Origin of the sequence: Streptomyces sp. NPDC046915 (genome assembly GCF_040644935.1) — a bacterium.
Classification (GTDB): domain Bacteria; phylum Actinomycetota; class Actinomycetes; order Streptomycetales; family Streptomycetaceae; genus Streptomyces.
Genome location: NZ_JBEYXB010000034.1, coordinates 18,122 through 44,666 on the forward strand (window position 1 = coordinate 18,122; position 26,545 = coordinate 44,666).

Here is a 26,545-nt window from a genome sequence, read left to right on the forward strand (position 1 = left end):
GTACGGAAGGGGACACCTAAGAATAGCGGGACCAAGCGGATGCCTTGTCACACCCGCAGCCCCGCTGCACCCCCTACAGCCGGCTCTCAGGGTTCCAACAGCCGCGGGGACAGCGCGCCGCACGGCACCAGGTCCAGCTCCGCCCCGGCGTCCCGCAGGTCCGTGAGCACCAGCTCGTCGTACATCAGCAGCCCGGTCGTCTCCGGCCACACCACCGCCCACACCCACAGTCCGAGCGCCTCGCCCGCGAAGACGGCACGGTCGTCGGGGGTGCGGTAGACATGCCAGAGCGGGGTGGGACGGCCGGCGGCGAGGACCTTGGCCTGGGGTGGTTTCTCGACGTTCATGTACGGCCCCGGGTCCGGGGCGTCGATGCCCGCGTAGCGCGCGCCGAGGCCGACGCCGAGTTCCTCGGCGACCAGGATCAGCTCCCCCACGCCGCCGAGCGGGCCGGGGCCGGAGCAGGCCACGGCGGTGGCCCGGCCGCCGCTGCGGTCGTCACCCGCGTACCGCACGCCGGTGAACAGCCAGCCGACCGGCAGCGGCCACGGCATCCACACCGGCACCTGGGTGCGGTGCACGACCACGCTGAGCGCCTCGACGCTGGGCGGGATCACGGGCTGAAGCGGATGCACCGCCCCGTGCACATCGCACTGCCAGGAGTCGGCGAAGAGACCGGGAGCCCTGACCCGGCCACCACACTTCGGGCAACTGGGTTCGCCCCTCATAGGGCTCCACGGTCCTACCCCCGCCGCGCCACGTCAAGGACGATCACCCGTCCGGAGGCGACACTTGACCGGGAAGAACTAGGTGCATCTTGCATTAGTTAGCCACTCTAACGTATCGTGTGTATATACCAACTACCTCAGTGGACGGGAGAGAGGGCATGGACACCTTCGATGCGGGAGCCGGCGGCCTCCTGCGGCAGCCCAAGGCGGTCTGGGCGACGGCCGGCGCGTCCGTCGTCGCCTTCATGGGCATCGGCCTGGTCGACCCGATCCTGCCGTCCATCGCCCGCGGCCTCGACGCCACCCCCAGCCAGGTCTCGCTGCTCTTCACCTCGTACTTCCTGATCACCGCCGTCGCGATGCTGCTCACCGGCTTCGTCTCCAGCCGGATCGGCGGCCGCAGGACCCTGCTGCTCGGCCTCGCCTTCGTGGTGGTCTTCGCCGGGCTCGCCGGCACCTCGGGCTCGGTCGCCGAACTGGTCGGCTTCCGGGCCGGCTGGGGGCTGGGCAACGCCCTGTTCGTGTCGACGGCCCTCGCGGTCATCGTCGGCGCGGCGAATCCAATAGGGGCCGCGCGTAGCGCGTCGAACAAGGGTGGTGGCGGGCGACGGGCGGGAGGAAGCGCCGCGGCGATCCTGCTCTACGAGTCCGCCCTCGGCCTCGGCATGGCCTGCGGGCCGCTGCTGGGCGCGGTGCTCGGCAACATCAGCTGGCGCTACCCGTTCTTCGGCACGGCCACGCTGATGGCGATCGGCTTCCTGTGCATCACGGCGTTCCTGAAGGAGCAGCCGAAGCCCGCCCGCAAGACCTCGGTCCTGGACCCCGTCAAGGCACTGGGCCACGGCGGCCTGGCCTCGGCGGCGGCCTCGGCGTTCTTCTACAACTACACGTTCTTCACCGTGCTGGCCTTCACCCCGTTCGTGCTGGACATGACCCCGTACCGCTCGGGTGCCGTGTTCTTCGCCTGGGGCCTGCTCCTCGCCGTCTTCTCGGTGATCGTGGCGCCGCGCATGCAGGCGCGGTTCGGCTCGCTGAAGGTGCTCGGCGGCTCTCTGCTGCTGCTCGCGGCCGACGTGCTCGTCCTCGGCTACGGCGACCACACCACGGCGGTCGTCTGCACGATCCTGTCCGGCGCCTTCATCGGCGTGAACAACACGGTCTACACCGAGCTGGCCCTGGGCGTGTCGGACGCGCCGCGGCCGGTGGCGAGCGCGGGCTACAACTTCGTGCGGTGGTTCGCCGCCGCGGCGGCGCCCTACTTCGCGCCGAAGATCGAGGAGTGGACCGACATCCACGTCCCGTTCGTGGTCGCGGCGGTCACCGCGGTGCTGGGCGCGCTGGTGGTCCTCGTACGGCGCAACGCCCTCACCCACGAGGCGGAGGAACTTCAGACCCCCCACGCCGTCGAGGACGGAGTCACCGTCTTCGCCAACTGACCCCGCCCGAGCGGCGCTTGGTGAGCTTGCTCACTCCAGCGGGACGGACCTGCGAGAGGGATCCCTCAGGTCCGTCCCGTTCGTCAGCCAGCGCTCCTGGAGGGCCTGCGCACCGTGCACCCGCTTCCAGGCGGCCTCGTTCGGGGTCATCGGCAGCAGCGGCAGGAACCGTACGGGGTCCATCGGCTCGTCGAGCTCCAGATCCTCGACCAGGCCACCCGGCTCACCGACCAGCACCGAGGTGAAGGGAGCGCCGGGCCACAGCGGTTCACCCACGTCCAGGGAGGCACCTGGGGCCACCACCACGCCCTCCACCTGCGGGGACGCGGCGAGCACGGCCAGCGGGCGCAGCACCTTGTCGGTTTCCGCCAGGCCGGCGCGGACGGACAGGAACAGTTCGGCGCGGGGGCCCTCGACGGGGTCGGCGAGCATCGCCGTGGGGTCCGCCATGGGGTGCGCGGACATGCCGAGCGTGGCGTAGCGGACGACGTCCCCCTCCTGGAAGCGGAGCACCTCGATGCGGTCCGTGCCGAGGAAGGTGACCGCGGCGCGCGCGCCCGGTTCTCCCAGCGCGGTACTCAACCGGGCCTCGACGAGAGGCAGAACATCAACCATGCGGTGAGCATAGAACTCGTCAGTAGCGGGCAAAGCGGCGCCTTGACACTTCGGGCGGCTGGTATTCTGAGCCGGTGGTTCGGGGCAGCACGCAGAAGCGTCGCTATCGAGTCCCGACGCCGACGAGACTCCCTTACGAGGGACCGGCCGGAGGAGGTGGGGCTGTCATGGATCGAAGTCGACCGTGCAGTACCACTCGCTCTTCCGGCTGCTGATTGTCTCCTGGCTGGCTGCCGCCTTCACGTTCGCGTCGTCGTTCGGTCGTCGTTCGGAAGAGCACTTCGTTTCGCTTTGCCTGATTTTCGCCTGATCTGCATCAGTTCTGAATCAGTAGCGAAACCGCCACCGTGACGGTGCGGTGCTCCCCGCTTTGTGGACGTGCCAAACATCCGCAGTGAAAACGTCCTCATTCCGGGTAGTTCCACCCGCCCCCGGCGGTCTTTCGTTGCTCGCCCGCGAAGGAGCCTGCCCATGTCGATGATTCGCGATCTGCGCGCCGTCGTCCGCCCCTCCCGTGTCTCGCTGCGCAAGGACACCGGCGCCTACGACACCACCCGTGACCCCGCCACCCCGTCGGCCGTCGTCGACTGCGCCGTCTACCGCGACGGCGCCCGCGTGGACTTCGGCAAGTCGCTGACCCCGCAGGAGGCGATGCGCCAGGTGCGGCGCGACGGGGGCTTCGTGTGGATCGGCCTGCACGAGCCGACCGAGGCCGAATTCGCCGGTATCGCCGGTGAGTTCGGGCTGCACCCGCTGGCCGTCGAGGACGCCGTGCAGGCCCACCAGCGGCCGAAGCTGGAGCGGTACGACGACTCGCTCTTCACCGTCTTCAAGACCATCCACTACGTCGAGCACGACCGGCTCACCGGCGACAGCGAGGTCGTGGAGACCGGTGAGGTCATGTGCTTCACCGGCCGGGACTTCTTCATCACCGTCCGGCACGGCGGGCAGGGCTCGCTGCGGGCGCTCAGGCACCGGCTCCAGGACGACCCCGAGCTGCTCGCCAAGGGCCCCTCGGCGGTGCTGCACGCCATCGCCGACCACGTCGTCGACGGGTACATCGCGGTGGCCGACGCCGTGCAGGACGACATCGACGAGGTGGAGACCGAGGTCTTCTCGCCCGGCCGCAAGGGCGGGGTGTCCCGTGGTGTGGACTCGGCGCGGATCTACCAACTCAAGCGCGAGGTACTGGAGTTCAAGCGCGCGGTGTCGCCCCTGCTGCGGCCCCTCCAGCTGCTGAGCGAGCGGCCGATGCGGCTGATCGACCCCGACATCCAGAAGTACTTCCGGGACGTCGCCGACCACCTCGCCCGGGTCCAGGAGCAGGTGCTGGGCTTCGACGAACTGCTGAACTCCATCCTCCAGGCCAACCTCGCGCAGGCGTCCGTCGCGCAGAACGAGGACATGCGCAAGATCACCGCCTGGGCCGCGATCATCGCGGTGCCGACGATGGTGTGCGGGGTGTACGGCATGAACTTCAAGTTCATGCCGGAGACCCACTGGAAGTACGGCTACCCGGTGATCATGGGCATCACCATGGTGATCTGCGTGGGCATCCACCGCACGCTGAAGCGCAACGGCTGGCTGTAGGGACGCCTGGATAGGCTGGGCGCCATGACAACTCCCGAGCTGCTCGACCAGGCCCTCGTCGAGGAGGCCACCAAGAAGTCCGGCCTCGTCTGGGTCAAGGGCGCCGGCGTCCCCGCCGCGCGTGCGCTGTGGCACGTGTGGCACGAGGGCGCGGTGTGCCTGGTCGGCGACGGGCCCGGGGAGCAGCCGCTGCCCGGGCTGGCCGACGGCGGCTCGGCCGAGGTCACCGTGCGCAGCAAGGACAAGGGCGGTCGGCTGGTCACCTGGGCGGCCACCGTGTCCGAGCTCGCGCCCGGCTCCGAGGCGTGGGAGGCGGCGGTCGCCGAGCTGAAGGGCAAGCGGCTGAACGCGCCCGACGGGGAGGCGATGACGCGGCGCTGGCTCAGCGAGTGCCGGGTGCTCCGGCTGGTGCCGACGGGGCCGTCGCGGCCGTTGCCCGAGGGCAGCCTGGCCGAGCCGCCGGTGCCGTCCCCGGCGACGACGCGCCGGCCGATCCCGGCGGGGCTGCCGCGGTTGCTCGCGAAGGGGCGCAAGGGGAAGCAGCGGGGCTGAACGCGGTTCGGCACCGCCGACGACCGCCGTCGTGGCCGAGCGCCGGCGCGGCGGATTCTTTCGACCGGGGGCCGACCGGACCGACCAGTTCGTGCGACCGCCGGCCCCACTGGCCGAACAGGCCGGCCACGCCGCCCGCCCGGCGGTCCCGCGACTCCCCTATGACGTCGGCAGCTGCTTGCCGTAGTCCACCGTGTCTCCCTTTGCCGGTTCGGAGACGGAGAAGTCCTTGCCCCAGTCCGAGAAGCGGAGCGTCCCCGCGTCGCCGGCGCGGACCAGGCGGAGCGGATACGGCTTGCCCTCCAGGGAGACGTCCAGCGTGCCGCCGGAGCCCTTGTCGCCGGTGATGCGGATGGTGCGGACGCCGGACTGCTCGTAATGGCCGTCCCTGGCCAGCTCGCCGTGCAGGGTCAGCAGACCGTCGAGGAGGAGGTCCATGTCCGTGAAGCCGCTGAACTTCTTGTACGCGGGGTCGCCCGTAGGCACCTTGACGTACTTGCCGTCGAGCTTGCCCGCGGCCGCCGCGTTCCCGTCGCTGCCGTCGGCGTGGTTCCAGAAGTCCGCGCCGGCCTTCAGATACAGCTGCTCGCCGACCCGCAGCAGCCGGAAGGTCGCCCCCTTCGAGGTGACCGAGCCCGTGCCGCCGTCCTCCTTCAGGCGCATGTCCAGCGTGTACGTGCGCCCGCTGGTGGCCACGGTCCCCGACAGCCGCACCGCCCTCGCGGACCGGGCCGCCGTGCGCGTCTGCGACTGGATCTTGTCCGGTGCCAGTTTGCCGACCCCGTTCGTGCCGGCGTCCGGATCCTCGCTGCTGCATCCCGTGAGTGCCGCCCCTGTCACGACCAATGCGCACGTCGCGCTCAGCAGCGCGGCCCGGCGAGTACGGCCCTGGGGAATCGCAGTCACAGGTGGGGCTGCCTTTCTGACGGATCCTGAGCGGCGTACGGCAGCGTACCGGGGCGGCGGACCACGAGCGGAGCCAGTCCGTCCGGACCGCTCACCAGCGCGCCCGTCATCGGGACGGGCTAGCCTGAACCCCACCGAGCGGGCAATTCGGAACACGGGGTCCTTGCACTATGAGCGCCCGAGCAGGTCGCGTGGTCTGGTGTCGTGCATCGCAAGGCGCCGGAGAGTCCTGGTAGCGGAGCTACCTGGGCTTTTCGGCAACGCGGCGAGGTGCGGTGCCAGGCCGCGCGACCCGGGCGGGCATAGTGCGAGGACCCCTCAAGAGCGCATCCAGCGCCACAGCCCGGAGCACGCCGTACGAAAAGGAAGCACAGCCATGGCAGCCGGCGTCCCCCGCATCTTCGTCTCGCACCTCGCCGGTGTCCCCGTCTTCGATCCGACCGGCGACCAGGTGGGCCGCGTCCGCGAACTGGTCGTCATGCTCCGCGTCGGGCGACGCCCCCCGAGGCTGCTCGGGCTGGTCGTCGAACTGACCACCCGGCGCCGCATCTTCCTGCCCATGACCCGGGTGACGAGCATCGAGTCCGGACAGATCATCTCCACCGGCGTGCTCAACGTCCGCCGCTTCGAACAGCGGCCCACCGAGCGCCTCGTCTTCGGGGAACTGCTCGACCGGCGCGTCAAGCTCGTCGAGACCGACGAGGAGGTGACCGTCCTGGACCTGTCGGTGCAGCAGCTGCCGGCCCGCCGCGACTGGGAGGTCGACCGGGTCTTCGTGCGCAAGGGCAGAAAGGGCGGCGCCTTCCGGCGGGCGAAGGGCGAGACGCTGACCGTGGAGTGGTCCGCCGTCACCGGGTTCTCCCTGGAGGAGCAGGGGCAGGGCGCCGAGAGCCTGCTCGCCACCTTCGAGCAGCTGCGCCCCGCCGACCTGGCCAACGTGCTGCACCACCTCTCCGCCAAGCGGCGCGCCGAGGTCGCCGCCGCCCTGGACGACGACCGGCTCGCCGACGTCCTGGAGGAGCTGCCGGAGGACGACCAGATCGAGATCCTCGGCAAGCTGAAGGAGGAGCGCGCGGCGGACGTCCTGGAGGCCATGGACCCCGACGACGCGGCCGACCTGCTCGCCGAACTGCCCGAGGAGGACAAGGAGCGGCTGCTGAGCCTGATGCAGCCCGGCGACGCGGCCGACATGCGGCGCCTGATGTCGTACGAGGAGCACACCGCGGGCGGTCTGATGACCACCGAGCCGATCGTGCTGCGGCCGGACGCCACGGTCGCCGACGCGCTCGCCCGGGTCCGCAACCGCGACCTGTCCCCCGCCCTGGCCGCCCAGGTCTACGTCTGCCGGCCGCCCGACGAGACCCCGACCGGCAAGTACCTCGGCACGGTCCACTTCCAGCGTCTGCTGCGCGACCCCCCGTACACCCTGGTCAGCTCGCTCGTCGACGACGACCTCCAGACGCTCGGCCCGGACGCCGCGCTGCCCGTCGTCGCCGGGTTCTTCGCCACGTACGACATGGTCGCGGCGCCCGTCGTCGACGAGGCCGGGGCGCTGCTGGGGGCGGTCACCGTGGACGACGTGCTGGACCACATGCTGCCGGACGACTGGCGGGAGACGGAGTTCCACCTGGACGAGGAGGTGGAAGCGCATGGTTCCTGAGCGGGAGACCGGCGTCCGTGAGCGCACCCCGGCGGGGGCCACCGCCGCCACCCGGCCGCGTGCCCCCCGCCTCGACCAGCCGCGCCCGCCCCGGCGCCGGATCCTGCCCGAATGGGATCCGGAGGCCTTCGGACGGCTGTCGGAGAGGATCGCCCGCTTCCTGGGCACGGGACGCTTCATCGTCTGGATGACGGTCGTCATCATCCTGTGGGTGGTGTGGAACATCGCCGCGCCGGGGGCCCTGCGGTTCGACCAGTACCCGTTCATCTTCCTGACCCTGATGCTGTCGCTCCAGGCCTCCTACGCCGCCCCGCTGATCCTGCTCGCGCAGAACCGGCAGGACGACCGCGACCGGGTCAATCTCGAACAGGACCGCAAGCAGAACGAGCGGTCGATCGCGGACACCGAGTACCTGACGCGTGAGATCGCCGCGCTGCGGACGGGCCTGGGCGAGGTGGCGACCCGGGACTGGATGCGCTCCGAGCTCCAGGACCTGGTGAAGGAGATCGAGGACCGGCGCCGCCACGACGGGCATGTCGTATTCCCGGCAGAGCGGTCGGAACGGTCGCCCGGACGTGACGCAGACGACCGCTGAGGGGCTACCCGCAGGCCCCTCCGGGCGCCGTACCATCGTCCTTATGGCTACGGAAGACGCGGTGCGCGAGGCACTGGCGACGGTGAACGACCCCGAGATCAACCGACCCATCACCGAGCTGGGGATGGTCAAATCGGTGGAGCTCGGCGCGGACGGGGCGGTCGCGGTCACGGTGTACCTGACGGTCTCCGGCTGCCCGATGCGCGAGACGATCACGCAGCGCGTCACCGAGGCGGTCTCGCGGGTCGAGGGCGTCACCCGCGTCGACGTCACGCTCGACGTGATGAGCGACGAGCAGCGGCGCGAGCTGGCTGCCTCCCTGCGCGGCGGCCAGACCGAGCGCGAGGTCCCCTTCGCCAAGCCCGGCAGCCTGACCCGTGTCTACGCGGTCGCCTCCGGCAAGGGCGGCGTGGGCAAGTCCTCGGTGACGGTGAACCTCGCGGCGGCGATGGCGGCCGACGGCCTCAAGGTCGGCGTGGTCGACGCCGACATCTACGGCCACTCGGTGCCGCGCATGCTGGGTGCCGACGGCCGCCCCACCCAGGTCGAGAACATGATCATGCCGCCGTCCGCGAACGGCGTGAAGGTCATCTCCATCGGCATGTTCACCCCGGGCAACGCGCCGGTCGTCTGGCGCGGCCCGATGCTCCACCGCGCCCTCCAGCAGTTCCTCGCGGACGTCTACTGGGGCGACCTCGACGTCCTGCTGCTGGACCTGCCGCCCGGCACCGGCGACATCGCCATCTCGGTGGCCCAGCTGGTTCCCAACGCCGAGATCCTCGTCGTCACGACCCCGCAGCAGGCGGCGGCCGAGGTCGCCGAGCGCGCGGGCTCCATCGCCGTGCAGACCCACCAGAAGATCGTCGGCGTCGTCGAGAACATGTCCGGGCTGCCCTGCCCGCACTGCGGCGAGATGGTCGACGTCTTCGGCACGGGCGGCGGCCAGCGGGTCGCCGACGGCCTCACCCGCACCACGGGTGCGACCGTCCCGGTCCTCGGCAGCATCCCCATCGACGTCCGCCTCCGCGAGGGCGGCGACGAGGGCAAGCCGGTCGTCCTCACCGACCCGGACTCCCCGGCGGGCTCCGCACTGCGGTCGATCGCGGGGAAGCTGGGGGGCAGGCAGCGGGGACTCTCGGGGCTGTCCCTGGGGATCACGCCGAAGAACAAGTTCTAGGGCTCGTACGACGATCCAGGGCTCATACGACGAGGGGCCGCCGTCTTCCAGGGACGGCGGCCCCTCGTCGTATGCCTTGCCGGGGAACGGCGTGCTCAGGCGTACGCCGCGATGTCCTTGACCACGGCGAAGCCCAGGCCGTACGCGCTCATGCCCCTGCCGTACGCGCCCAGGTGGACCCCCGCCTCGGTGGAGCCGGCGAGTACCCAGCCGAACTCCGACTCCCGGTAGTGGAAGGGCGTGGGCACGCCGTCCACGGGCAGGGACAGGGTGGACCACTCGGGGCCGGAGAGGTCGTCGGCCAGGGCCCACGCCGTCTCCGTCTGCTGCTCCAGCCAGTCGTCGCGCAGGCTGTGGTCCATCTGGCCGGGCCAGGTGACGGACAGCAGGCCCACTCCGGCCAGCCAGGCCGCCGAGGAGACCGAGGTGGCCTCCAGCAGCCCCGTACCGTCGGCGCTCCTCCGGGACGGATTCGCGGCGACGGTGACCACGACCGCGAACTTCTCCCTCGACTCGTCCCCGGCCGCGGCGACGTGCTCGTTGCGTACCGAGGGTTCGTCGCCGTGCCCGATCGACCCGTGCTCGACGGCGCCGTCGGCCGCCATACCGACCTGCATCAGCCGGCGCGGCCCCGTGAACGCCTCGTCGAGGCCGTACCAGGGGAAGGGCGCCAACAGGTAACCGTCGACCGTGCGCCGGGCGGAGGCGAAACGTTGTCCGCCCTCCGCGGCCGGCGCCTGCGCGACTGACCGACTTGTCGTCTCCATGTGCCCGGACGCCTCCTAGCTCTCGTCGGACCGGGGCGGCCCGCCCCCCTTCGGACGTACTCGCCCGGTCCGCACAACAACTCGGCAGCATATCCACACCGCTGAGCGCGGATGGGGAGCCGCCCGGCGCGTAGGGCGCCAGGCGGGGGGTTCACGCCGTGCGCGGGCACGCGCGGAGTAGTGAGACGCGTCACGAACCGCGCAGGCGTACGAGACTCAGGTGGCGTCCGCGTCGAACGGCGGGCGGTCGTCCTTGGCGGGGTCCTCCGGCTTCTTCGTCATGTCGAGACGGCCACCGGACGAGGAGGAGGACGATGCCGACGAGGACGAGGACGAGGAGGAGGACGAGGACGACGAGGCCTCGGTCTCGCGGCTGTTGACCGCGTCGGTGACCTCGACCATCTCCTTCTTCAGGTCGAAGCCGTTACGGATCTCCTTGAGCCCCAGTTCGTCGCTGTCCAGGTGCTTGCGGACGAACGTCTTGGGGTTGAGGTCCTCGAACTCGAAGTCCTTGAACTCGGGGCCCAGTTCGTGCCGGATGTCCTCCTTGGCACTCTCGGAGAACTCACGGATCTTCCGGACCGTGCGCATGACGTCCTGGATGACTTTCGGGAGCTTGTCCGGACCGAAGACGAGCACGGCGAGCACAACGATCGTCACCAGCTCGAGTGGTCCTATGTCATTGAACACCTGAAGCTCCTCGCGATGTCCTCGGTCCTCGGCCCTCAGCGGTCTGCCGTGCGGGTCTTCCGTGGTCCGGGCCGGATCCACGGTACCCGGCGGACCAGTCCGACCGGTACTGTCCCAGGGCGTCCGACCGGGTGCGGACGGCCGGTTTTCCGGGTTGTTTGCCTAGTCGGGCCACGGGTCGGGCCCTTGCTATGAGGTTTCTGTCAGTTGCTGTCGGACGACCCCAGTACGAGGGAGACCTCCCGCGTACGGCTGTCGCGCCGGACGGTGAGACGCAGATGGTCGCCGGGACGGTGCGCGCGGGTCCTGACGATCAGCTCGTCGCCGGAGTGGACGGCCTTGCCGTCGACCGCGGTGATGACGTCGCCCGCGTCGAGGCCGGCCCGGTCACCGGGGCCGCCCACGGTGACCGCGGGGCCGCCGTTCCCGCCCTTGGTGCCGATGCGGGCACCGTCGCCGGCGTAGTCCATGTCGAGGGTGACGCCGATCACCGGGTGGGTCGCCTTCCCCGTGTTGATCAGCTCCTCGGCGACGCGTCGGGCCTGGTTGACGGGGATGGCGAAGCCGAGGCCTATGGAGCCGGCCTGGCCGTCGCCGGAGTCCGCGCCGCTGTCGGCGGAGCGGATGGCCGAGTTGATGCCGACGACCCGGGCCCGGGAGTCGAGCAGGGGCCCGCCGGAGTTGCCGGGGTTGATCGGGGCGTCGGTCTGGAGCGCGTCGACGTACGACACGTCGCTGCCGTCTCCCTGCTCGCCGCCCGCCGTGATGGGCCGTTCGGTGGCGCTGATGATGCCGGAGGTGACGGTGCCCGCGAGGTCGAAGGGGGCGCCGATGGCGACGACGGGGTCGCCCACCCGGACGTTGTCGGAGTTGCCGAGGGGCAGGGGCGTGAGCCCGCGTACGCCGCTGACCTGGACGACCGCCAGGTCGTAGCCGGTGTCCCGGCCGATGATCCGCGCCTTGGCGGTGTCGCCGCCGCTGAAGGTCACCGTGATGGCGCCGTCGGCCGCGGCGGGCTCGACGACGTGGTTGTTGGTGAGGATGTGGCCCCGCGCGTCGAGGACGAAGCCGGTGCCGGTGTCCTGCTCGTCGCTGCCCTTCACATGCAGCGTGACGACACTGGGCAGCGCGCGGGCGGCGATCCCCGCCACACTGTCCGCGGGGCGCCCGGCGGGCTCCTTCCCGGCCTGCGGCAGCCGTACGGTCCCCGTCCCGCCCTCGCGCTCCAGATACGCGCCCACGGCACCGCCGACGCCCCCGGAGACCACCGCGAGCGCCAGCGCCCCGACCACGAGGATCCGCCTGGCCCGCCTGCGCCGCTGCCGCACCGTGGGCACGGCCGCACCGGTCTGCTGGAGCGGGGCGTGGGCCGGTGCCGAGGACGGGGCCGGCGCCTGGGCTGCCCAGGGGTCGTAGCGGTGCCACGGGTCGGCGGGCGGTGGGGTGGCCGGGTCGTCGGCGGGAACCGGTGCGGCGGGCTCGGTGTCCGGGGGCTGGAGCCGGGCGCTCGCCGGGGGTGCGGGTAGCGGCTGCTCCGCGGGCGCCGGGAACGCCGTGCCGTGGGCCGGTGTGGTCGCCGGGTGCTGGACCGGCGGGGCGGGCGCCCAGGGGCCCGGCCGGCCGTACGGCGGGGTGCTGTACGGGTCCGGGTCGTGCAGGGGCTTGGGGCGATCGGCCGGCGGGGGGACCTGGGCAGCCGCCACGGGCGCCTCGGCCCCGGTCACCGTCTCCGGCTCACCGCCCTCCGGCTCACCGGCACCCGGAGTCGACGGGCCGACCGCTTCGAAGTCCTCCCCGGCCGGACCACCGGAGGCCGTCGCGGGCCGTGCCAGTTCGAAGTCGCCGTCGGCCGGCCCTCCGCCCGGCGTGGGCTCGCCCTCCTCGGTGTCCCCCGGCCGGACCCCGTTGCCCTCGTTCATGTTCTCCCCACGGCTCGCCGCGGCCCGGCTCGTCGATGGTGGCCGCGGATCGTCGGTACCGCGCCCCGGCCTCCACCGCGGGCACGGCCCACACAGGATTCAACCAGGTGTGCGGGCCGGGGCGCAGAGGCCGGTCAGGGAGCGAAGCGCGAAGCGGGGCGTGAAGAGGGGAACGGGGAGGGCGTGGACGTCGTACCCGGGACCGGCACGGCGACGAGGCCGGGGCCGGCGACCTCGGGGGCCGAGGACCACGAGGTGAGAGCGAAGGGCGGGGCCGGAGCGAGCGGACGTATCAACGGGGACATGACGGCCGCGCCGACCACCACCGGCGTGGTGAGCGTGACCTCCTGGTGCCGGCCGGCGGTGGGCGACGGTTGCCCGGGCAGCAGCGGCGCGGACACCGAAGTCGGCGCCGTCGGCGTCGCCAGCCGTGTGCTCTGCGCCAGCAGCGGCGCGTTCCGGCGGCGCTGGTTCTCGGGTACCGATGTCGCTCCCGTGCCCGCCGTGCGGGCCGGGGCCACACTGCCGCCGGTGCCGGATCCGCCGCGGGCGTCCGCGGTCGGGTCTGCGGGGAAGCCGGCGGTCACCCCGCCGAGCGCGACCGCGGCCAGCGACACCGCCCCGGCGGCGACGAACGCGAACCGACGCCCGCGCGAGGCGGAGCGGTCGGTGTCCGGGCGGCCGACGGGGTGGATGCGGAAACCGCGGTCGGCGGGGTCGGAGGTGTGCGGGTGGGCGGGGACGTAACCGAACTCGAACGATTCGCCCCGGCTCACGCCGAAGACTCCGGCGCCGGAGGACCCTCCGGGGAATCCGCCCCCGCCCAGCGGCGTACCACCGCCGTCCGGGTCACCTCCCCCGGGCAGCCCCTGGAGGCGCGCCAGGAAGCTCTCGGAGGGCGGTGGAGGGGCCGCCTCCGCGAACACGTTCTTCAGTCGGCGCTGGGCGTCCGCCTCCGCCTTGCACCGGGTGCAGGTGGCCAGGTGGGCCAGGACACGATCACGCGACTCATGACCGAGCTCTCCGTCGACCAGGGCGGAGAGTCGGTCTCCCAGGTGCTGCTCTGCCAGTTGTCCCTCGGCAGGTTTCGGCCGTGATCCACTCACGCGGTCGCGCTCCCTCCCCCCAGGACGGGGACGCGGGCCACGAAGGAGCGCCGCTCGGCCGCTCGGGCCTGGGGCGAGCGGTGCGCGAGGGCCTTGCGGAGCTGGGAGCGGCCGCGGTGGATGCGGGAGCGGACCGTGCCGAGCTTCACGCCGAGGGTCGCGGCGATCTCCTCGTACGACAGTCCTTCGATGTCGCACAGGACGACCGCGGCACGGAACTCCGGCGCGAGGGTGTCCAGGGCCTGCTGAACGTCCGCGTCGAAGTGCGCGTCGTTGAAGGCCTGCTGCGGGGTCGGCTCCTTGCTGGGCAGCCGCTCGGCCGCGTCCTCGCCGAGGGCGTCGAAGCGGATGCGCTGCTTGCGCCGGACCATGTCCAGGAAGAGGTTGGTGGTGATGCGGTGCAGCCAGCCCTCGAAGGTGCCCGGCGAGTACGTCGACAGGGAACGGAAGACGCGGACGAAGACCTCCTGGGTGAGGTCCTCGGCGTCGTGCTGGTTGCCCGTGAGACGGTACGCCAGCCGGTAGACCCGGCCGCTGTGCGTGCTGACGATCTCCTCCCAGGTGGGCGGAGTCCACGCCTGCCCGTCCGCGTCGGTGGAGAAGGTCGCGGTCTGGGCGACGTCGGCCGTGTGGCCGTGGTCGGCAGCGGTGTCGTTCACGGATTTCGGCCTGCCCGCCGATCCGAGGAAGCGCCGTAGCACTCCGCCCCGATCCACAGGCGCGGCCGCACCTCCCCTGTCGGCTCTGGTGGTGTCCAGTGGAGTCCCTACCATAGCCACCTCGTCCGTTAGCTCCGGATAAGCGGTTTTACGAGAATTTGATCTGTGCTGATACGGCTCATACGGCTGCGTCAGCACTTGCTCGTCGCTCCGATCCACCTCTTACCCCCCGTCGGGTCCCCCGCCACTCGCTCAACCTGTTAAACGCCCGGTCCCATCTGCGGGTTCCCGGGGCAACGGATACAGTCACGCCCAGGCAACCATGGGACAGGAGAGGGCCATTACCGGCAACCGGCAGACGAGCTGGGCGTTCGCCGACGCCTTTGTCGCCGAGGACGACGCGCTGCACTGGGCCCGCGACCGGGCCCGGGAGGCTGGGCTGCGCTCGGTGTCGCCCGGCACGGGCGCCGCGCTACGGTTGCTCGCCGCCACCGTGGCCGCCAAGGCGGTGGCGGAGATCGGGACCGGTACCGGCGTCTCCGGGATCCATCTGCTGCACGGGATGCGGCCCGACGGCGTGCTGACCACCGTGGACCCGGAGCCGGAGCACCAGCAGTTCGCCCGGCAGGCGTTCCGTGCCTGCGGCTTCGCCAGCAACCGCGCCCGCTTCATCCCCGGCCGCGCCCTGGACGTACTGCCCCGCCTCGCGGACGCCGGCTACGACCTGGTCTTCTGCGACGGTGACCGCCTCGAGTACCTCGACTACCTCGCTGAATCGTTGCGTCTGCTGCGTCCGGGCGGCGTGGTGGTCTTCGAGGGCGTCTTCGGCAACGGCCGGACGGTGGACTCGGGACCGCAGCCCACCGAGGTGCTGCGCCTGCGGGAGCTGCTGCGCACGGTCCGGGAGAGCCAGGAACTCGTGCCGTCCTTACTGCCGGTGGGCGACGGGCTGCTGTGCGCGGTCAAACGGTGAGCGGTCAATCGGTGAGCGGTCAATCGGTGAGCAGCCCGCACGCGGGATAGTGCGGGCCCTCCGGTCACCCGGGAGGCGTGAAGGCCGTGCGCGCGGGTACGCGAGGGGCGGGGCAGATCCGGGAACGCGGCTGCCCCGGCACCGGGGCGGTGTCGGGGCAGCCGTAAGGACAGGGTCGCTGGCGCGTCAGACGACGACCTTCTTCAGGGCGTCGCCGAGCGCCTCGGCCTCGTCGGGGGTCAGCTCGACGACGAGCCGACCGCCGCCTTCGAGCGGAACGCGCATGACGATGCCCCGCCCCTCCTTGGTCACCTCGAGCGGGCCGTCACCCGTCCGCGGCTTCATGGCCGCCATGCTCGTTCCCCTTCCTGAAACCCAGCTCATCGTCAGCCGACGGCCCTGGGAGGGCACGCGCGGTCCGGCAGGACACGCGACACCGGCGTCGAACACATTGCTTCCAAGCCATTATCCCGCATCTCACGACCCGATGACCAACATCAGTAGGCATCGCTTGGGCAACGCGCGCGAGCAAAACCACTCAATTCGGCGATGTGACTGCGATACTGCGCAGCCGCACGGACATCCGCCGACCGGATCCGTAACGGGATTCTTTGACGCAGGTCACACGTCCGCTCCGATACGCCGACGATGATCTCGGCCATGCTGTCCTTCAGACACGGGACGTACCGATCGGTACGTCCCAGCCGCGACACCGAAGGGGATACGCCATGGCCGACACCGTGCTCTACGAGGTCAGCGACGGGCTCGCGACGATCACGCTGAACCGCCCCGAGGCGATGAACGCGCTGAACATCGCGACCAAGGTCGCCCTCCGGGACGCGGCACAGGCGGCGGTCTCCGACGACGCCGTACGGGCGGTGCTGCTGACCGCGGCCGGGGACCGGGCGTTCTGCGTGGGGCAGGACCTCAAGGAGCACATCGGGCTGCTGGCCGCCGACCGGGAGACCGGGTCGGGGCAGACGATGAGCACCGTGCGGGAGCACTACAACCCGATCGTGCGGGCCCTGGCCGGCGCACCCAAGCCGGTGGTCGCGGCGGTCAACGGGGTCGCGGCGGGGGCGGGCTTCGGCTTCGCGCTCGCGGCCGACTACCGGGTGGTCGCGGACACGGCGGCCTTCAACACGTCCTTCGCGGGCGTGGCCCTGACCGCCGACTCCGGCATCTCCTGGACCCTGCCGCGGGTCGTCGGCCCGGGCCGGGCGGCCGACCTGCTGCTCTTCCCACGCAGCATCTCCGCGCAGGAGGCGTACGAGCTGGGGATCGCCAACCGTCTCGTGCCCGCCGGTGAGCTGCGGGCCGAGGCGGAGAAGGTGGCGCGGGCGCTGGCGGAGGGGCCGACCGTGGCGTACTCGGCGCTCAAGGAGGCCGTGGCCTACGGGCTCACCCACTCTCTCGAGGAGACCCTCGAGAAGGAGGACGAGCTCCAGACGCGGGCCGGCCGGTCCGAGGACCACGCGATCGCGGTGCAGGCCTTCGTGAACAAGGAGAGGCCGAAGTACCTGGGCCGGTGAGTTCCCCGGGCCTGGGCGGTCCCGGCGGGATCGCCCAGCCGCTCAGGCCCGTCTCGCCGCGCACTCCTGAAGGTGGTCGTCCACCAGCCCGCACGCCTGCATCAGGGCGTACGCCGTCGTCGGGCCGACGAAGCGCAGGCCCCGCTGCTTCAGCGCCTTGGACAGGGCCGTGGACTCCGGGGTGACCGGCGGGACGTCGGACAGGGTCTTCGGGACGGGGCGGTCGGCCGGGTCCGGAGCGTGGGACCAGATCAGCTCGTCCAGCTCGCCCGGGGACCAGTCGGCGAGCACGCGCGCGTTGGCGAGCGTCGCGTCGATCTTGGCTCGGTTGCGGATGATGCCGGCGTCGGCGAGGAGGCGTTCGCGGTCCTCGTCGGTGAAGGCGGCCACCGCGGCGATCTTGAAGTCGGCGAACGCGGCACGGAAGCCGGGGCGGCGGCGCAGGATCGTGATCCAGGACAGGCCCGACTGGAAGGCCTCCAGACTGAGGCGCTCGTAGAGGGCGTCGTCGCCGTGGACCGGGCGGCCCCACTCCTCGTCGTGGTACGTCACGTACTCCGCGGTGGACAGGGCCCAGGGGCAGCGCAGTACGCCGTCCGGGCCGGCGAGGGCGGTGCCGTCACTCACTGCTGTCCCTCCTGCGCGGGCTTGTCGGCCGCGGCGTGGGCCGCGGCCCGGGCGCCGGCCAGCGCGGACTCCAGGTCGGCGATACGGGAGTCCCGCTCGGAGAGTTCGGCGCCGAGGCGGCCGAGCGCGTCGTCCACGTCGGCCATGCGGTAGCCGCGGGGGGCGAGCGGGAAACGGAGACTCTCCACGTCCGCGCGGCCGACCGGGCGGTCCGGCGGCAACCGGTCGTCCAGGCGTTCCGGCGCGGCCTCGGGCAGCGGACCGCTCTCGCCGCCGCCCACCACGGCGAGTGTCACCGCGGCGACCACGACGGCGAGCGCGACGACCAGGAACAAGAACATAACCATCGCTGTGGGTCCCCACGCTCGGTGTGCTCGGTGTCGAACACCGACTACTGAAGTGTCTTGGTCCGATCGTGCCATGCGAGGCTGACAGTTAGGGTCGCAGGCGGCCGTTGACCGGTATGTACTAGGAGAGGTCACAGGGGATGCTCAGGCTGGGCAGGCGGGAATTCGGGCCGCACGAGCGGGTGATCATGGCGATCGTCAACCGGACCCCGGACTCCTTCTACGACCGGGGGGCCACGTTCCGGGACGAGCCGGCTCTCGCGCGCGTGGAGGGGGCGGTGGCCGAGGGAGCCGCGATCATCGACATCGGCGGGGTGAAGGCCGGGCCCGGCGAGGAGGTGTCGGCGCGGGAGGAGGCACGGCGGACGGTCGGCTTCGTGGCGGAGGTACGGCGTCGCTTCCCGGACGTGATCATCAGCGTGGACACCTGGCGGGCCGAGGTCGGGGAGGCGGTCTGCGAGGCCGGGGCGGATCTGCTGAACGACGCGTGGGGCGGGGTGGATCCGGGGCTGGCCGAGGTCGCCGCGCGGTACGGGGTGGGGCTGGTGTGTACGCATGCGGGGGGTGCCGAGCCGCGTACCCGGCCGCATCGGGTGACGTACGACGACGTCATGGCGGACATTCTGCGGGTGACGGTGGGGCTGGCCGAGCGGGCGGTCGCGCTCGGGGTGCCGCGGGAGTCGGTGCTGATCGATCCCGGGCATGACTTCGGGAAGAACACCCGGCACAGCCTGGAGGCGACGCGGCGGCTCGGGGAGATGGTCGACACGGGCTGGCCCGTGCTGGTGTCGCTGTCGAACAAGGACTTCGTCGGGGAGACGCTGGACCGGCCGGTCAAGGAGCGGGTGGTGGGGACGCTGGCGACCACCGCCGTGTCGGCGTGGCTGGGGGCGCAGGTGTACCGGGTGCACGAGGTGGCGGAGACGCGGCAGGTGCTGGACATGGTGGCGTCCATCGCGGGCCACCGCCCGCCGGCGGCGACCCGGCGGGGGCTGGCCTAGCCTTTCCTCGCCCCCGCCGCCCCTGCCCTTCCCGTCCCCAGGGGCTCCGCCCCTTCGACCCCGCCAGGGGGCTGCGCCCCCTGGACCCCCCCCCATCGGCCTGAACGGCCTCGTCCTCAAACGCCGGACGGGCTGACAAGAGGACCCCGCCCCGCGCGAGCGGCCCGTGCTAGCGGCCCGCCTCCTTCGACACCAGGGCTACCGCCTCGTCCACCTCGTCCGTGACGTGGAAGAGGAGCAGGTCCTTCTCCGCTGCCTTGCCCTGGGCCACGACGGTCTTCCGGAGCCAGGAGACGAGGCCGCCCCAGTAGTCGCTGCCGAAGAGGACGATGGGGAAGCGGGTGACCTTCTGGGTCTGGACGAGGGTGAGGGCCTCGAAGAGTTCGTCGAGGGTGCCGAGGCCGCCGGGGAGGACCACGAAGCCCTGGGCGTACTTGACGAACATCATCTTGCGGACGAAGAAGTACCGGAAGTTGAGCCCGATGTCGACGTAGGGGTTGAGGCCCTGCTCGAAGGGCAGCTCGATGCCGAGGCCGACCGAGGTCCCTCCCGCCTCGCTGGCACCCTTGTTGGCCGCCTCCATGGCTCCCGGGCCGCCACCCGTGATGACCGCCCAGCCCGCCTGGACCAGGCCGCGGCCGAGGCGTACTCCGGCGTCGTACTCGGGTGAGTCGACGGGCGTCCGCGCCGAGCCGAACACACTGATGGCAGGCGGGAGTTCAGCGAGGGTGCCGAAGCCCTCGATGAACTCCGACTGGATGCGCAGGACCCGCCACGGGTCGGTGTGCACCCAGTCGGTGGGGGCGCGCTCGTCCAGCAGCCGCTGGTCCGTCGTGCTCGCGGTCACCTGGCCGCGCCGCCTCAGAACCGGCCCCAGCCGCTGCTCCTCCGGTGGCTGCTTCTTGCCCTCGGGGTTGCCAGTAGCCATGTGCGCTCCCTCCACTTGCAGGGTCGTTCCGCCTCAGCCTAGATCGCCGGGGGTTACGGACGGGGGACGTGAGCATGTCCGCCACGAACGCCGTCGCGGGCCGTCACCGGGTGAGCCAGCCCCGCAGGCGTTCCTCGGCCAAAAGGATCTTGGATGTTTCGACCCTTTCATCCCGTTTGTGTGCCAAATGCGGATTTCCGGGACCGTAGTTGACCGCGGGGACACCCAGGGCCGAGAAGCGGGAGACGTCCGTCCAGCCGTACTTGGGCTGCGGGGTGCCGCCCACCGCCTCGATGAACTCCACCGCCGCCGGGTGGGACAGCCCCGGCAGCGCCCCGCCGCTGAGGTCGTCCACCACGAACTCCTCGACACCGCAGCCGGCGAAGACCTCGCGGACGTGCGCCACGGCCTCCTCCTCCGTACGGTCGGGCGCGAAGCGGAAGTTGACCGTGACCACGCACTCGTCGGGGATGACGTTGCCGGCCACACCGCCGCCGATGCCCACCGCGTTCAGGCCCTCGCGGTACTCCAGGCCGTCGATGACCGGGTAGCGCGGCTCGTAGGAGGCCAGGCGGGCCAGGATGGGGGCCGCCGCGTGGATCGCGTTGGAGCCCATCCAGCCGCGCGCGGAGTGGGCCCGCTCCCCCTTGGTCCTGAGCAGGACCCGCAGGGTGCCCTGGCAGCCGCCCTCGACCTGCCCGTCCGACGGCTCCAGCAGCACCGCGAAGTCGCCCGCGAGCCACTCCGGGTGGGCCTGAGACACGTGCTTGAGGCCGTTCAGGTCGGCGGCGACCTCCTCGTTGTCGTAGAAGACGAAGGTGAGGTCGCGGTTGGGGGCCGGGACCGTCGCCGCGATGCGGAGCTGGACCGCGACGCCCGACTTCATGTCGCAGGTGCCGCAGCCCCACAGGACACCGTCGTCGTCCAGCCGGGAGGGCACGTTGCCGGCGATCGGAACCGTGTCGATGTGGCCCGCCAGGATCACCCGCTCCGGCCGGCCGAGGTCCGTACGGGCGATCACGTTGTTGCCGTACCGGTCGACCGTCAGATGCGGCAGGGCCCGCAGCGCGGCCTCGATCGCGTCCGCGAGCGGCTTCTCGGTGCCGCTCTCCGAGGGGAAGTCGACCAGCCGCGCGGTGAGCTCGGCGGCGTCCACAGTCAGGTCAAGGGTGCTGTCGGCCATGTCGTCGACCCTAACCTGCCATCGGGCACCCCGGGTGGGGACCGCGGCGGGCTCCAGTACCCTCAACGCGTGTCAGAGCCGCCCCCCACTCCCAAACGCCGCGGCCGCCTCTTCCGTTTCGGGGCGGCCTTCTTGGTACTGCTGGCCGTCACCGGCTACCTCGTGGTGCAGTACATCACCGCAGGCAGCAGTCCGGGCTGCAAGGTCGTCTCGTCCGAGGAGGACGGGGCGTCGTACCAGTTCACCCCCGAACAGGCGGTGAACGCGGCGACGATCGCCGCCGTCGGCACCGGGCGCGACATGCCCGAGAGAGCGGTGGCCATCGCGCTGGCGACCGCGCTCCAGGAGTCAGGGCTGCGCAACATCGAGCACGGCGACCGGGATTCGCTGGGCCTGTTCCAGCAACGGCCCTCGCAGGGCTGGGGCACCGGGAAGCAGATCATGGACCCGACGTACGCGGCGGGCATCTTCTACGAGCATCTGGACAAGGTCCCCGGCTACACGAAGCTGCCGCTCACCGTGGCCGCGCAGCGCGTGCAGCGCAGCGGCTTCCCGGAGGCGTACGCCAAGCACGAGCCGGACGCCACCCTGCTCGCCGCCGCCCTGACCGGGACGGCCGCGGCCACGCTGACCTGCGACGGGCGGCCTGAGACCCAGCTCGCGGCCACCGGCCCGGACGCGGTACGGGCCGCGCTGGTACGGGACTTCGGGCGCGACGCCTTCGAGGAGGCCGGCGCCGAGGTGAGCGGCAGGAAGCCGGCGACGCCGTCCCCGAGCGTGACCGCCGAGGCCCACGGGCGGACCGTGACCGTGCCGGTGCCCGCCGACGACGCGCCGACGGGCGACACGCGGACGAAGCCGCGGACGAAGCGGACCGAGACGGAGCGCGGCTGGCAGCTGGCGCACTGGGCGGTGGCCAACTCCTCCGCCCTGCACATCGAACAGGTGTCGTACGCCGGGCGGCAGTGGGCCGCCGGGAGCACGGACAGCCAGTGGCGCAGCACCGAGTCGACGGGCACCAAGGGGGCCGAGGCGTCCGCGAGTGCCGTGCGGATCGTGACCGGGCAGTAGTACGGGCACTCACTCGCCGGGGTTACGCGGCACGGGTCGGGAATGCGGGGTGCGCAGGTTTTCGCGGTCGCCTTCGGGGGCCCTCGATCCCTTGGGGCATCAGGGCCGTAAGGATTCTGCGGGATGCCCGGACGAGTACTTTTTGCCCGTTTTCACCCACAGCAGATAATGCGATGCGTTGCCAATTCTTTACCTTCGGCCTCCGCAACCTTCAGGGGACTCGTGCGGTAGTCACTGCGTCCGAGTCCGGACGATCAGTTCCCTCCCGTCGAAGGAGCATCATGTCCCTCCCCCTGACCCGCCGGATCGCCCGTGCCGCGCTGCTCGTCGCAGCGGGAGCGGCCGCCGGGGTCGGTGCGGCCGGCTCTGCCGGCGCGGCCACGAGCCTGCCCGCCACCACGCCGAACCTCGGCGGGCTGACCGCATTGGACGGGGCCAACGCCGGCAACGCCGTCGACAGCACCACGCAGCACGTCACCGGGGTCGCGGGTGAGTCCGGCAGCCAGGCGGTCAAGAAGGCGGTGCCGGCCGCGGGCAAGACCGGCGGCAAGGCCCTGAAGCAGGCGACGCCGGCCGCGCAGAAGACCGCCGGGGACTTGGCGGGAGCCGCCGGCGGTGTCCTCGGTGACACTGCCGCATCGGCCACGAAGGGCGGGCTGCCCACGGACGCTCTCGCCAAGGGCGGACTGCCGACCAAGGGTGGGCTGCCGACGAAGGGACTGCCGACCAAGGGCGGACTGCCGACGTCCTCGCTGCCGGCCACCAAGGGTGTGGCGCTGGGCGGCTGAGCCCGGCCGCGACTCGCCTCCGGCGGCGGGGTCCCAGGGAACGTCCTGGGCCCCGCCGCCTTCGCGTGCGTACGTCGGCGGCGCGGCCGGGCCGGCTACTCGGCCAGCCTTCGTACCGCCGCCGCCACGCGCTCGTCCGTGGCCGTGAACGCCACGCGGACGTACTTCTCACCCGCCGGACCGTAGAAGTCGCCCGGCGCGACGAGGATGCCCCGCTCGGCCAGGTGGGCGACCGTGGACCAGCAGGACTCGTCGCGGGTGGCCCACAGGTAGAGGCTGGCCTCGCTGTGTTCGATGCGGAAGCCGTGGGCGAGGAGGGCGTCACGCAGGGCGGTGCGGCGGGCGGCGTAGCGCTCGCGCTGCTCGTGCACATGGGTGTCGTCGCCCAGCGCGGCCACGGCCGCCGCCTGGGTGGGCGCGGAGGTCATCATGCCGCCGTGCTTGCGGATCTCCAGGAGCGGGCCCAGGACGGCCGGATCGCCGGCCAGGAAGGCCGCGCGGTAGCCCGCCAGGTTGGAGCGCTTGGAGAGCGAGTGGACGGCCACGATGCCCTCGTAGGAGCCGCCGTTCACGTCCGGGTGCAGCACCGAGACCGGGTCGGCCTCCCAGCCCAGCTCCAGGTAGCACTCGTCGGACACCAGCAGCACGCCGTGCTCACGGGCCCAGGCGACGATCCGGGTCAGCTCGTCCTTGGCCAGCACCTGGCCGGTGGGGTTGGACGGCGAGTTCAGCCAGAGGAGCTTCAGGCCCTCGGGGTCCAGCTCGGTGGGGCCCGGCGCGTCAGCGCCTGGTGTCAGCGTGTAGGCCTCGTACTCCGCTCGGGCGAGCCGGGCGCCGACCTCGTAGGTCGGGTAGGCCAGACGGGGGAAGGCGACCTTGTCGCCGGGGCCGAGGCCCAGCTGGGTCGGGAGCCAGGCCACCAGCTCCTTGGAGCCCACGATCGGCAGGACGTGGCGGTGGGTGACCTCGCGGGCGCCGAGACGGCGCTCCAGCCAGCCCGTGATGGCGTCGCGCAGCGCCGGGGTGCCCCAGACCGTCGGATAGCCCGGGGAGTCGGCCGCGGCGATCAGGGCCTTCTGGACGATCTCGGGGACCGGGTCGACCGGGGTGCCCACGGACAGGTCGACGATGCCGTCGGGGTGCGCGGCGGCCGTCTTCTTGTAGGGCTCCAGCTTGTCCCAGGGGAAGGTCGGGAGGCGGTCGGAGACTGCGGACACGGGTCTGGCTCACTTTCTTCGGTACGGCAAACGCCTCGGTCCCGTAGGGCCGTGATCGGGGCGATCAGGCCGTACGGGACCGAGGCGGCGCGGATGCGGGCCGCTTACGGGGTTACTCGCCCTGCGGCGGCAGCGCGGCGATGAAGGGGTGGTCCCGCTCGATCAGACCCAGCTTGCTGGCACCGCCAGGGGAGCCGAGCTCGTCGAAGAACTCGACGTTCGCCTTGTAGTAGTCCTTCCACTCCTCCGGAGTGTCGTCCTCGTAGAAGATCGCCTCGACCGGGCAGACCGGCTCACAGGCACCACAGTCGACGCATTCGTCCGGGTGGATGTACAAGGACCGCTGGCCCTCGTAGATGCAGTCGACCGGGCACTCCTCGATGCACGCCTTGTCCTTGACGTCGACACAAGGCTGCGCGATGACGTAGGTCACGCTGTCGTTCCTCCTCGATAGGGCGCCGGCGGGCCTCCTCAGGCTCCGCCGCCTGGCGCGCGGGAGCGCGGCGTCGTCGATGCCCGCCCCTAGTATCTCCGTTCTTGGGCATGATCCGAACAGGAGGGGTGAACTGACCTGTGGAAATCTCGGCCGCCGGGCGCTTCGAAGTCCGCATCACCGCTGCTGACGTGGGAAAACGGGTCTCGGTGCGACGCTTGAGCGAGGTTGAAGCGCCGACAGAGAAGTTCACCGACACGGTGGGTGTTCTCACATCATGGGACAACGGCGTGCTGCTGATCACACAGCGGGACGGCCGGAGTGTCCGGATCCCGGAATCCGCGCTGGTGGCGGGCAAGGTGGTGCCGGCCGCTCCGGCGCGTCGGCGCGGCCCCGCGGCCTCCTACGCGGAACTCGCGCACGTCGCGTCCCGGGCGTGGCGGCCGGTGGAGAGCGAGCGGCTGGGCGAGTGGGAGCTGCGGGCCGCCGGCGGGTTCACGCGGAGGGCCAACAGTGTGCTGCCGCTCGGCGATCCCGGGCTGCCTCTCGACGAAGCCCTCGCGGCCGTACGACGCTGGTACGGCGAGCGCGGACTCCCCGCGTACATCCAGACCGCGACCGGCGCCGAGGGCACACAGGAGCTGCTCTGCGCGGAGCTGGAGCGGCGCGGCTGGGAGCGCGAGGTGACCGCCGAGCTGTGGATCGGCGCGCTGGCACCGGTCGCCGACCGGGCCGAGGGCACCGGGGTGCTGCTGGCCCGGACGGCGGACGAGGCGTGGCTGGCGCGGTATCAGCGCAAAGGGGTGAGTGAGGTGGCCCTGACGGTGTTGGGATGCGGGTCCCCCCGCTCGGGCGAAGCCGAGAGTGGGGGAGGGCCGTCGGTGTGGTTCGCGACCGTCCCCCGGGAGGGGGGCGGCGAGCCGCTCGCCATCGGCCGGTGTGTCGTGGACGGGCGGTGGGCCGGGTTCGCCGCGGTCGAGGTCGACCCGGCCGAGCGGCGTCGCGGGCTGGCCGGCGTCGTGATGGCCGCCCTCGCCCGCCGGGCCCTGGACGAGGGCGCCTCGGCGGCCTGGCTCCAGGTCGAGACGGACAACGAGGGGGCGCGGGCGCTGTACGCCGGTATGGGCTTCTCGGCGCACCACGCCTACCACCACTACCGGTCCGTCTGAGGGGCAGGTGCCGGTCATGCGTCCCCCTTGCCCCCCACCCCCGGAACGCTCCGCCGAGCTGCGCCAGCGGTTCGCCGAGGAGGCACGGTCCGAGCGGCCCGACCTGTCGGCGCTGTGTCTGCTGCTCGCCGCGCAGGCGGACGGCTCCCTCGACGAGGCCGGCATCGACGCCGCGCAGATGGAGCTGGACCGGCTCGCGGGCGAGCTGCCGTTCCGGCCCGGCGGGCCGCACGCGTGGGCCACGGCGCTCTGTGATCTGCTCGGCGACCGGTACGGGTTCCGGGGCTGCGCCGCGGACTACCAGCGGCTGGAGTCGTCGCTGCTGCACGAGGTGCTGCGGCGGCGGCGCGGGCTGCCGATCCTGCTGTCGGTGGTGTGGATGGAGGTCGCCCGGCGGGCCGGCGCGCCGGTGTACGGGGTCGCGCTGCCCGGGCACTTCGTGGTGGGGTTCGGTGCGGCGGCGGAGCAGGTGCTCGCCGATCCGTTCGACGGGGGACGGGTGCTGACGGGGTCGGACACGGAGTTGCTCGTCGTCGGGGCTACGGGGGCTCCGCCGGTCCCGGAGATGCTGGAGCCGGCCGATCCGCTGGACGTGATGGTGCGGATCCTGAACAACGTCCGGGCGTGGGCCGCGGCCCGGCCCGAGCGGTCGGACGTGGCGCTGTGGGGCGTGGAGCTGTCACTGCTGCTGCCGCACCATCCGGCCCGGTTGCGCTACGACCGGGCGCAGCTGCTCGTGCAGCGCGGGGACTTCGTCGGGGGCGCGTCCGAACTCGACGCGTACGCCGAGCTGGTGGAGGTGGTCGACGAGGCGACCGCGGACCGGGTACGACGGCAGGCCCACGCGGCCCGGGCGATGCTCAACTAGTGCCGCGG

Annotated in this window: 30 protein-coding genes; 14 read left to right on the forward strand and 16 right to left on the reverse strand. The window is 71.9% G+C overall.

Translation table 11 applies throughout. The features are described 5' to 3' along the window. Positions 1-86 precede the first annotated feature (86 nt). The gene (locus tag ABZ915_RS45070; RefSeq protein WP_361457792.1) at positions 87-728 is read right to left on the reverse strand and encodes a DUF6758 family protein; all 642 of its coding nucleotides are present in this window, start codon (positions 726-728) and stop codon (positions 87-89) included. 158 nt (positions 729-886) lie between these two features. Between ABZ915_RS45070 and ABZ915_RS45075 the strand changes: the two genes are divergently transcribed. Then, positions 887-2,164, forward strand: a complete 1,278-nt coding sequence (locus tag ABZ915_RS45075) for an MFS transporter (protein WP_361816101.1) — start codon at positions 887-889, stop codon at positions 2,162-2,164. A 30-nt stretch (positions 2,165-2,194) separates the two neighbouring features. Here the strand turns inward: ABZ915_RS45075 and ABZ915_RS45080 are convergent, their stop codons facing one another. After that, positions 2,195-2,779, reverse strand: a complete 585-nt coding sequence (locus tag ABZ915_RS45080; protein WP_361816104.1) for a suppressor of fused domain protein — start codon at positions 2,777-2,779, stop codon at positions 2,195-2,197. Between the two features lie 184 nt (positions 2,780-2,963). Between ABZ915_RS45080 and ABZ915_RS45085 the strand changes: the two genes are divergently transcribed. The 3 genes from ABZ915_RS45085 (at position 2,964) to ABZ915_RS45095 (ending at position 4,921) form a co-directional block, all read left to right on the forward strand. Then, a complete protein-coding gene (locus ABZ915_RS45085; protein WP_361816107.1) occupies positions 2,964-3,089 on the forward strand; it encodes a hypothetical protein in 126 nt (41 codons plus the stop codon). A 161-nt stretch (positions 3,090-3,250) separates the two neighbouring features. Further along, positions 3,251-4,369, forward strand: coding sequence for a magnesium and cobalt transport protein CorA (locus ABZ915_RS45090; RefSeq protein WP_361816110.1), 1,119 nt, complete (start codon positions 3,251-3,253; stop codon positions 4,367-4,369). 24 nt (positions 4,370-4,393) lie between these two features. After that, complete coding sequence (locus ABZ915_RS45095; protein WP_361816113.1) at positions 4,394-4,921, forward strand: hypothetical protein; 528 nt, start codon at positions 4,394-4,396, stop codon at positions 4,919-4,921. 159 nt (positions 4,922-5,080) lie between these two features. Here the strand turns inward: ABZ915_RS45095 and ABZ915_RS45100 are convergent, their stop codons facing one another. Beyond that, positions 5,081-5,827 (reverse strand): hypothetical protein, encoded by a 747-nt coding sequence (locus ABZ915_RS45100; RefSeq protein ID WP_361816116.1) that lies wholly within the window; start codon positions 5,825-5,827, stop codon positions 5,081-5,083. Positions 5,828-6,203: 376 nt separating this feature from the next. Here ABZ915_RS45100 and ABZ915_RS45105 point away from each other — a divergent pair, with 376 nt between their 5' ends. The 3 genes from ABZ915_RS45105 to ABZ915_RS45115 are packed head-to-tail and all read left to right on the forward strand — an operon-like array spanning position 6,204 to position 9,259. Beyond that, on the forward strand, positions 6,204-7,487 hold the full coding sequence (locus ABZ915_RS45105) for a CBS domain-containing protein (protein WP_361816119.1): 1,284 nt from the start codon (positions 6,204-6,206) through the stop codon (positions 7,485-7,487). Continuing rightward, complete coding sequence (locus ABZ915_RS45110; RefSeq protein WP_361816122.1) at positions 7,477-8,082, forward strand: DUF1003 domain-containing protein; 606 nt, start codon at positions 7,477-7,479, stop codon at positions 8,080-8,082. The genes ABZ915_RS45105 and ABZ915_RS45110 overlap by 11 nt, the downstream gene beginning before the upstream one ends. A 43-nt stretch (positions 8,083-8,125) precedes the next feature. Next, positions 8,126-9,259: an Mrp/NBP35 family ATP-binding protein gene (locus ABZ915_RS45115; RefSeq protein ID WP_361816125.1), complete on the forward strand. Its 1,134-nt coding sequence runs from the start codon at positions 8,126-8,128 to the stop codon at positions 9,257-9,259. A 95-nt stretch (positions 9,260-9,354) separates the two neighbouring features. On the opposite strand, the gene ABZ915_RS45120 is transcribed toward ABZ915_RS45115, so the two are convergent. The 5 genes from ABZ915_RS45120 to sigE form a co-directional block, all read right to left on the reverse strand. Continuing rightward, complete coding sequence (locus tag ABZ915_RS45120; protein WP_361816128.1) at positions 9,355-10,026, reverse strand: hypothetical protein; 672 nt, start codon at positions 10,024-10,026, stop codon at positions 9,355-9,357. A 216-nt stretch (positions 10,027-10,242) separates the two neighbouring features. Then, on the reverse strand, positions 10,243-10,716 hold the full coding sequence (locus ABZ915_RS45125; RefSeq protein WP_361816131.1) for a sec-independent translocase: 474 nt from the start codon (positions 10,714-10,716) through the stop codon (positions 10,243-10,245). Positions 10,717-10,919: 203 nt separating this feature from the next. Beyond that, positions 10,920-12,635 carry a trypsin-like peptidase domain-containing protein gene (locus ABZ915_RS45130; protein WP_361816134.1) on the reverse strand — a complete coding sequence of 572 codons (1,716 nt, stop codon included), beginning with the start codon at positions 12,633-12,635 and terminating at the stop codon, positions 10,920-10,922. Positions 12,636-12,769: 134 nt separating this feature from the next. Continuing rightward, entirely contained in the window at positions 12,770-13,741 is a 972-nt protein-coding gene (locus ABZ915_RS45135) for a zf-HC2 domain-containing protein (RefSeq protein WP_361816137.1), read from the reverse strand. After that, positions 13,738-14,442 (reverse strand): RNA polymerase sigma factor SigE, encoded by a 705-nt coding sequence (sigE, locus tag ABZ915_RS45140; protein WP_361816252.1) that lies wholly within the window; start codon positions 14,440-14,442, stop codon positions 13,738-13,740. Before sigE ends, ABZ915_RS45135 begins: the two co-directional genes overlap by 4 nt. A gap of 280 nt (positions 14,443-14,722) precedes the next feature. Between sigE and ABZ915_RS45145 the strand changes: the two genes are divergently transcribed. Beyond that, positions 14,723-15,373 (forward strand): O-methyltransferase, encoded by a 651-nt coding sequence (locus ABZ915_RS45145; protein ID WP_361816140.1) that lies wholly within the window; start codon positions 14,723-14,725, stop codon positions 15,371-15,373. 186 nt (positions 15,374-15,559) lie between these two features. Here the strand turns inward: ABZ915_RS45145 and ABZ915_RS45150 are convergent, their stop codons facing one another. Together ABZ915_RS45150 and ABZ915_RS45155 are read right to left on the reverse strand one after the other, a co-directional pair. Then, entirely contained in the window at positions 15,560-15,727 is a 168-nt protein-coding gene (locus ABZ915_RS45150; protein WP_018544333.1) for a DUF3117 domain-containing protein, read from the reverse strand. A gap of 143 nt (positions 15,728-15,870) precedes the next feature. Continuing rightward, positions 15,871-16,035, reverse strand: coding sequence for a hypothetical protein (locus ABZ915_RS45155; protein WP_361816143.1), 165 nt, complete (start codon positions 16,033-16,035; stop codon positions 15,871-15,873). 66 nt (positions 16,036-16,101) lie between these two features. Between ABZ915_RS45155 and ABZ915_RS45160 the strand changes: the two genes are divergently transcribed. Then, positions 16,102-16,905, forward strand: a complete 804-nt coding sequence (locus ABZ915_RS45160; protein WP_361816146.1) for an enoyl-CoA hydratase-related protein — start codon at positions 16,102-16,104, stop codon at positions 16,903-16,905. 42 nt (positions 16,906-16,947) lie between these two features. Here the strand turns inward: ABZ915_RS45160 and ABZ915_RS45165 are convergent, their stop codons facing one another. Together ABZ915_RS45165 and ABZ915_RS45170 are read right to left on the reverse strand one after the other, a co-directional pair. Next, positions 16,948-17,532 (reverse strand): DNA-3-methyladenine glycosylase I, encoded by a 585-nt coding sequence (locus tag ABZ915_RS45165; RefSeq protein WP_361816149.1) that lies wholly within the window; start codon positions 17,530-17,532, stop codon positions 16,948-16,950. Further along, on the reverse strand, positions 17,529-17,879 hold the full coding sequence (locus ABZ915_RS45170; protein WP_361816151.1) for a DivIVA domain-containing protein: 351 nt from the start codon (positions 17,877-17,879) through the stop codon (positions 17,529-17,531). Before ABZ915_RS45170 ends, ABZ915_RS45165 begins: the two co-directional genes overlap by 4 nt. 140 nt (positions 17,880-18,019) lie before the next feature. Here ABZ915_RS45170 and folP point away from each other — a divergent pair, with 140 nt between their 5' ends. Then, on the forward strand, positions 18,020-18,880 hold the full coding sequence (gene folP, locus ABZ915_RS45175) for a dihydropteroate synthase (protein ID WP_361816154.1): 861 nt from the start codon (positions 18,020-18,022) through the stop codon (positions 18,878-18,880). Positions 18,881-19,049: 169 nt separating this feature from the next. On the opposite strand, the gene ABZ915_RS45180 is transcribed toward folP, so the two are convergent. Beyond that, on the reverse strand, positions 19,050-19,808 hold the full coding sequence (locus ABZ915_RS45180; RefSeq protein ID WP_361816157.1) for a TIGR00730 family Rossman fold protein: 759 nt from the start codon (positions 19,806-19,808) through the stop codon (positions 19,050-19,052). Positions 19,809-19,911: 103 nt separating this feature from the next. Beyond that, the gene (dapE, locus tag ABZ915_RS45185) at positions 19,912-20,991 is read right to left on the reverse strand and encodes a succinyl-diaminopimelate desuccinylase (protein ID WP_361816159.1); all 1,080 of its coding nucleotides are present in this window, start codon (positions 20,989-20,991) and stop codon (positions 19,912-19,914) included. Positions 20,992-21,060: 69 nt separating this feature from the next. Here dapE and ABZ915_RS45190 point away from each other — a divergent pair, with 69 nt between their 5' ends. Beyond that, positions 21,061-22,062, forward strand: coding sequence for a heavy metal transporter (locus tag ABZ915_RS45190; RefSeq protein ID WP_361816162.1), 1,002 nt, complete (start codon positions 21,061-21,063; stop codon positions 22,060-22,062). Between the two features lie 281 nt (positions 22,063-22,343). Next, on the forward strand, positions 22,344-22,850 hold the full coding sequence (locus ABZ915_RS45195) for an ATP-binding protein (RefSeq protein ID WP_361816165.1): 507 nt from the start codon (positions 22,344-22,346) through the stop codon (positions 22,848-22,850). Positions 22,851-22,945: 95 nt separating this feature from the next. On the opposite strand, the gene ABZ915_RS45200 is transcribed toward ABZ915_RS45195, so the two are convergent. Further along, on the reverse strand, positions 22,946-24,067 hold the full coding sequence (locus ABZ915_RS45200) for a bifunctional succinyldiaminopimelate transaminase/glutamate-prephenate aminotransferase (RefSeq protein ID WP_361816167.1): 1,122 nt from the start codon (positions 24,065-24,067) through the stop codon (positions 22,946-22,948). Between the two features lie 112 nt (positions 24,068-24,179). Further along, positions 24,180-24,500 (reverse strand): ferredoxin, encoded by a 321-nt coding sequence (fdxA, locus tag ABZ915_RS45205; protein WP_018561461.1) that lies wholly within the window; start codon positions 24,498-24,500, stop codon positions 24,180-24,182. Between the two features lie 140 nt (positions 24,501-24,640). Between fdxA and ABZ915_RS45210 the strand changes: the two genes are divergently transcribed. Together ABZ915_RS45210 and ABZ915_RS45215 are read left to right on the forward strand one after the other, a co-directional pair. Then, positions 24,641-25,669, forward strand: a complete 1,029-nt coding sequence (locus ABZ915_RS45210) for a GNAT family N-acetyltransferase (protein ID WP_361816170.1) — start codon at positions 24,641-24,643, stop codon at positions 25,667-25,669. Positions 25,670-25,685: 16 nt separating this feature from the next. Further along, a complete protein-coding gene (locus ABZ915_RS45215) occupies positions 25,686-26,537 on the forward strand; it encodes a transglutaminase-like domain-containing protein (RefSeq protein ID WP_361816173.1) in 852 nt (283 codons plus the stop codon). The last annotated feature ends 8 nt before the right edge of the window (positions 26,538-26,545 follow it).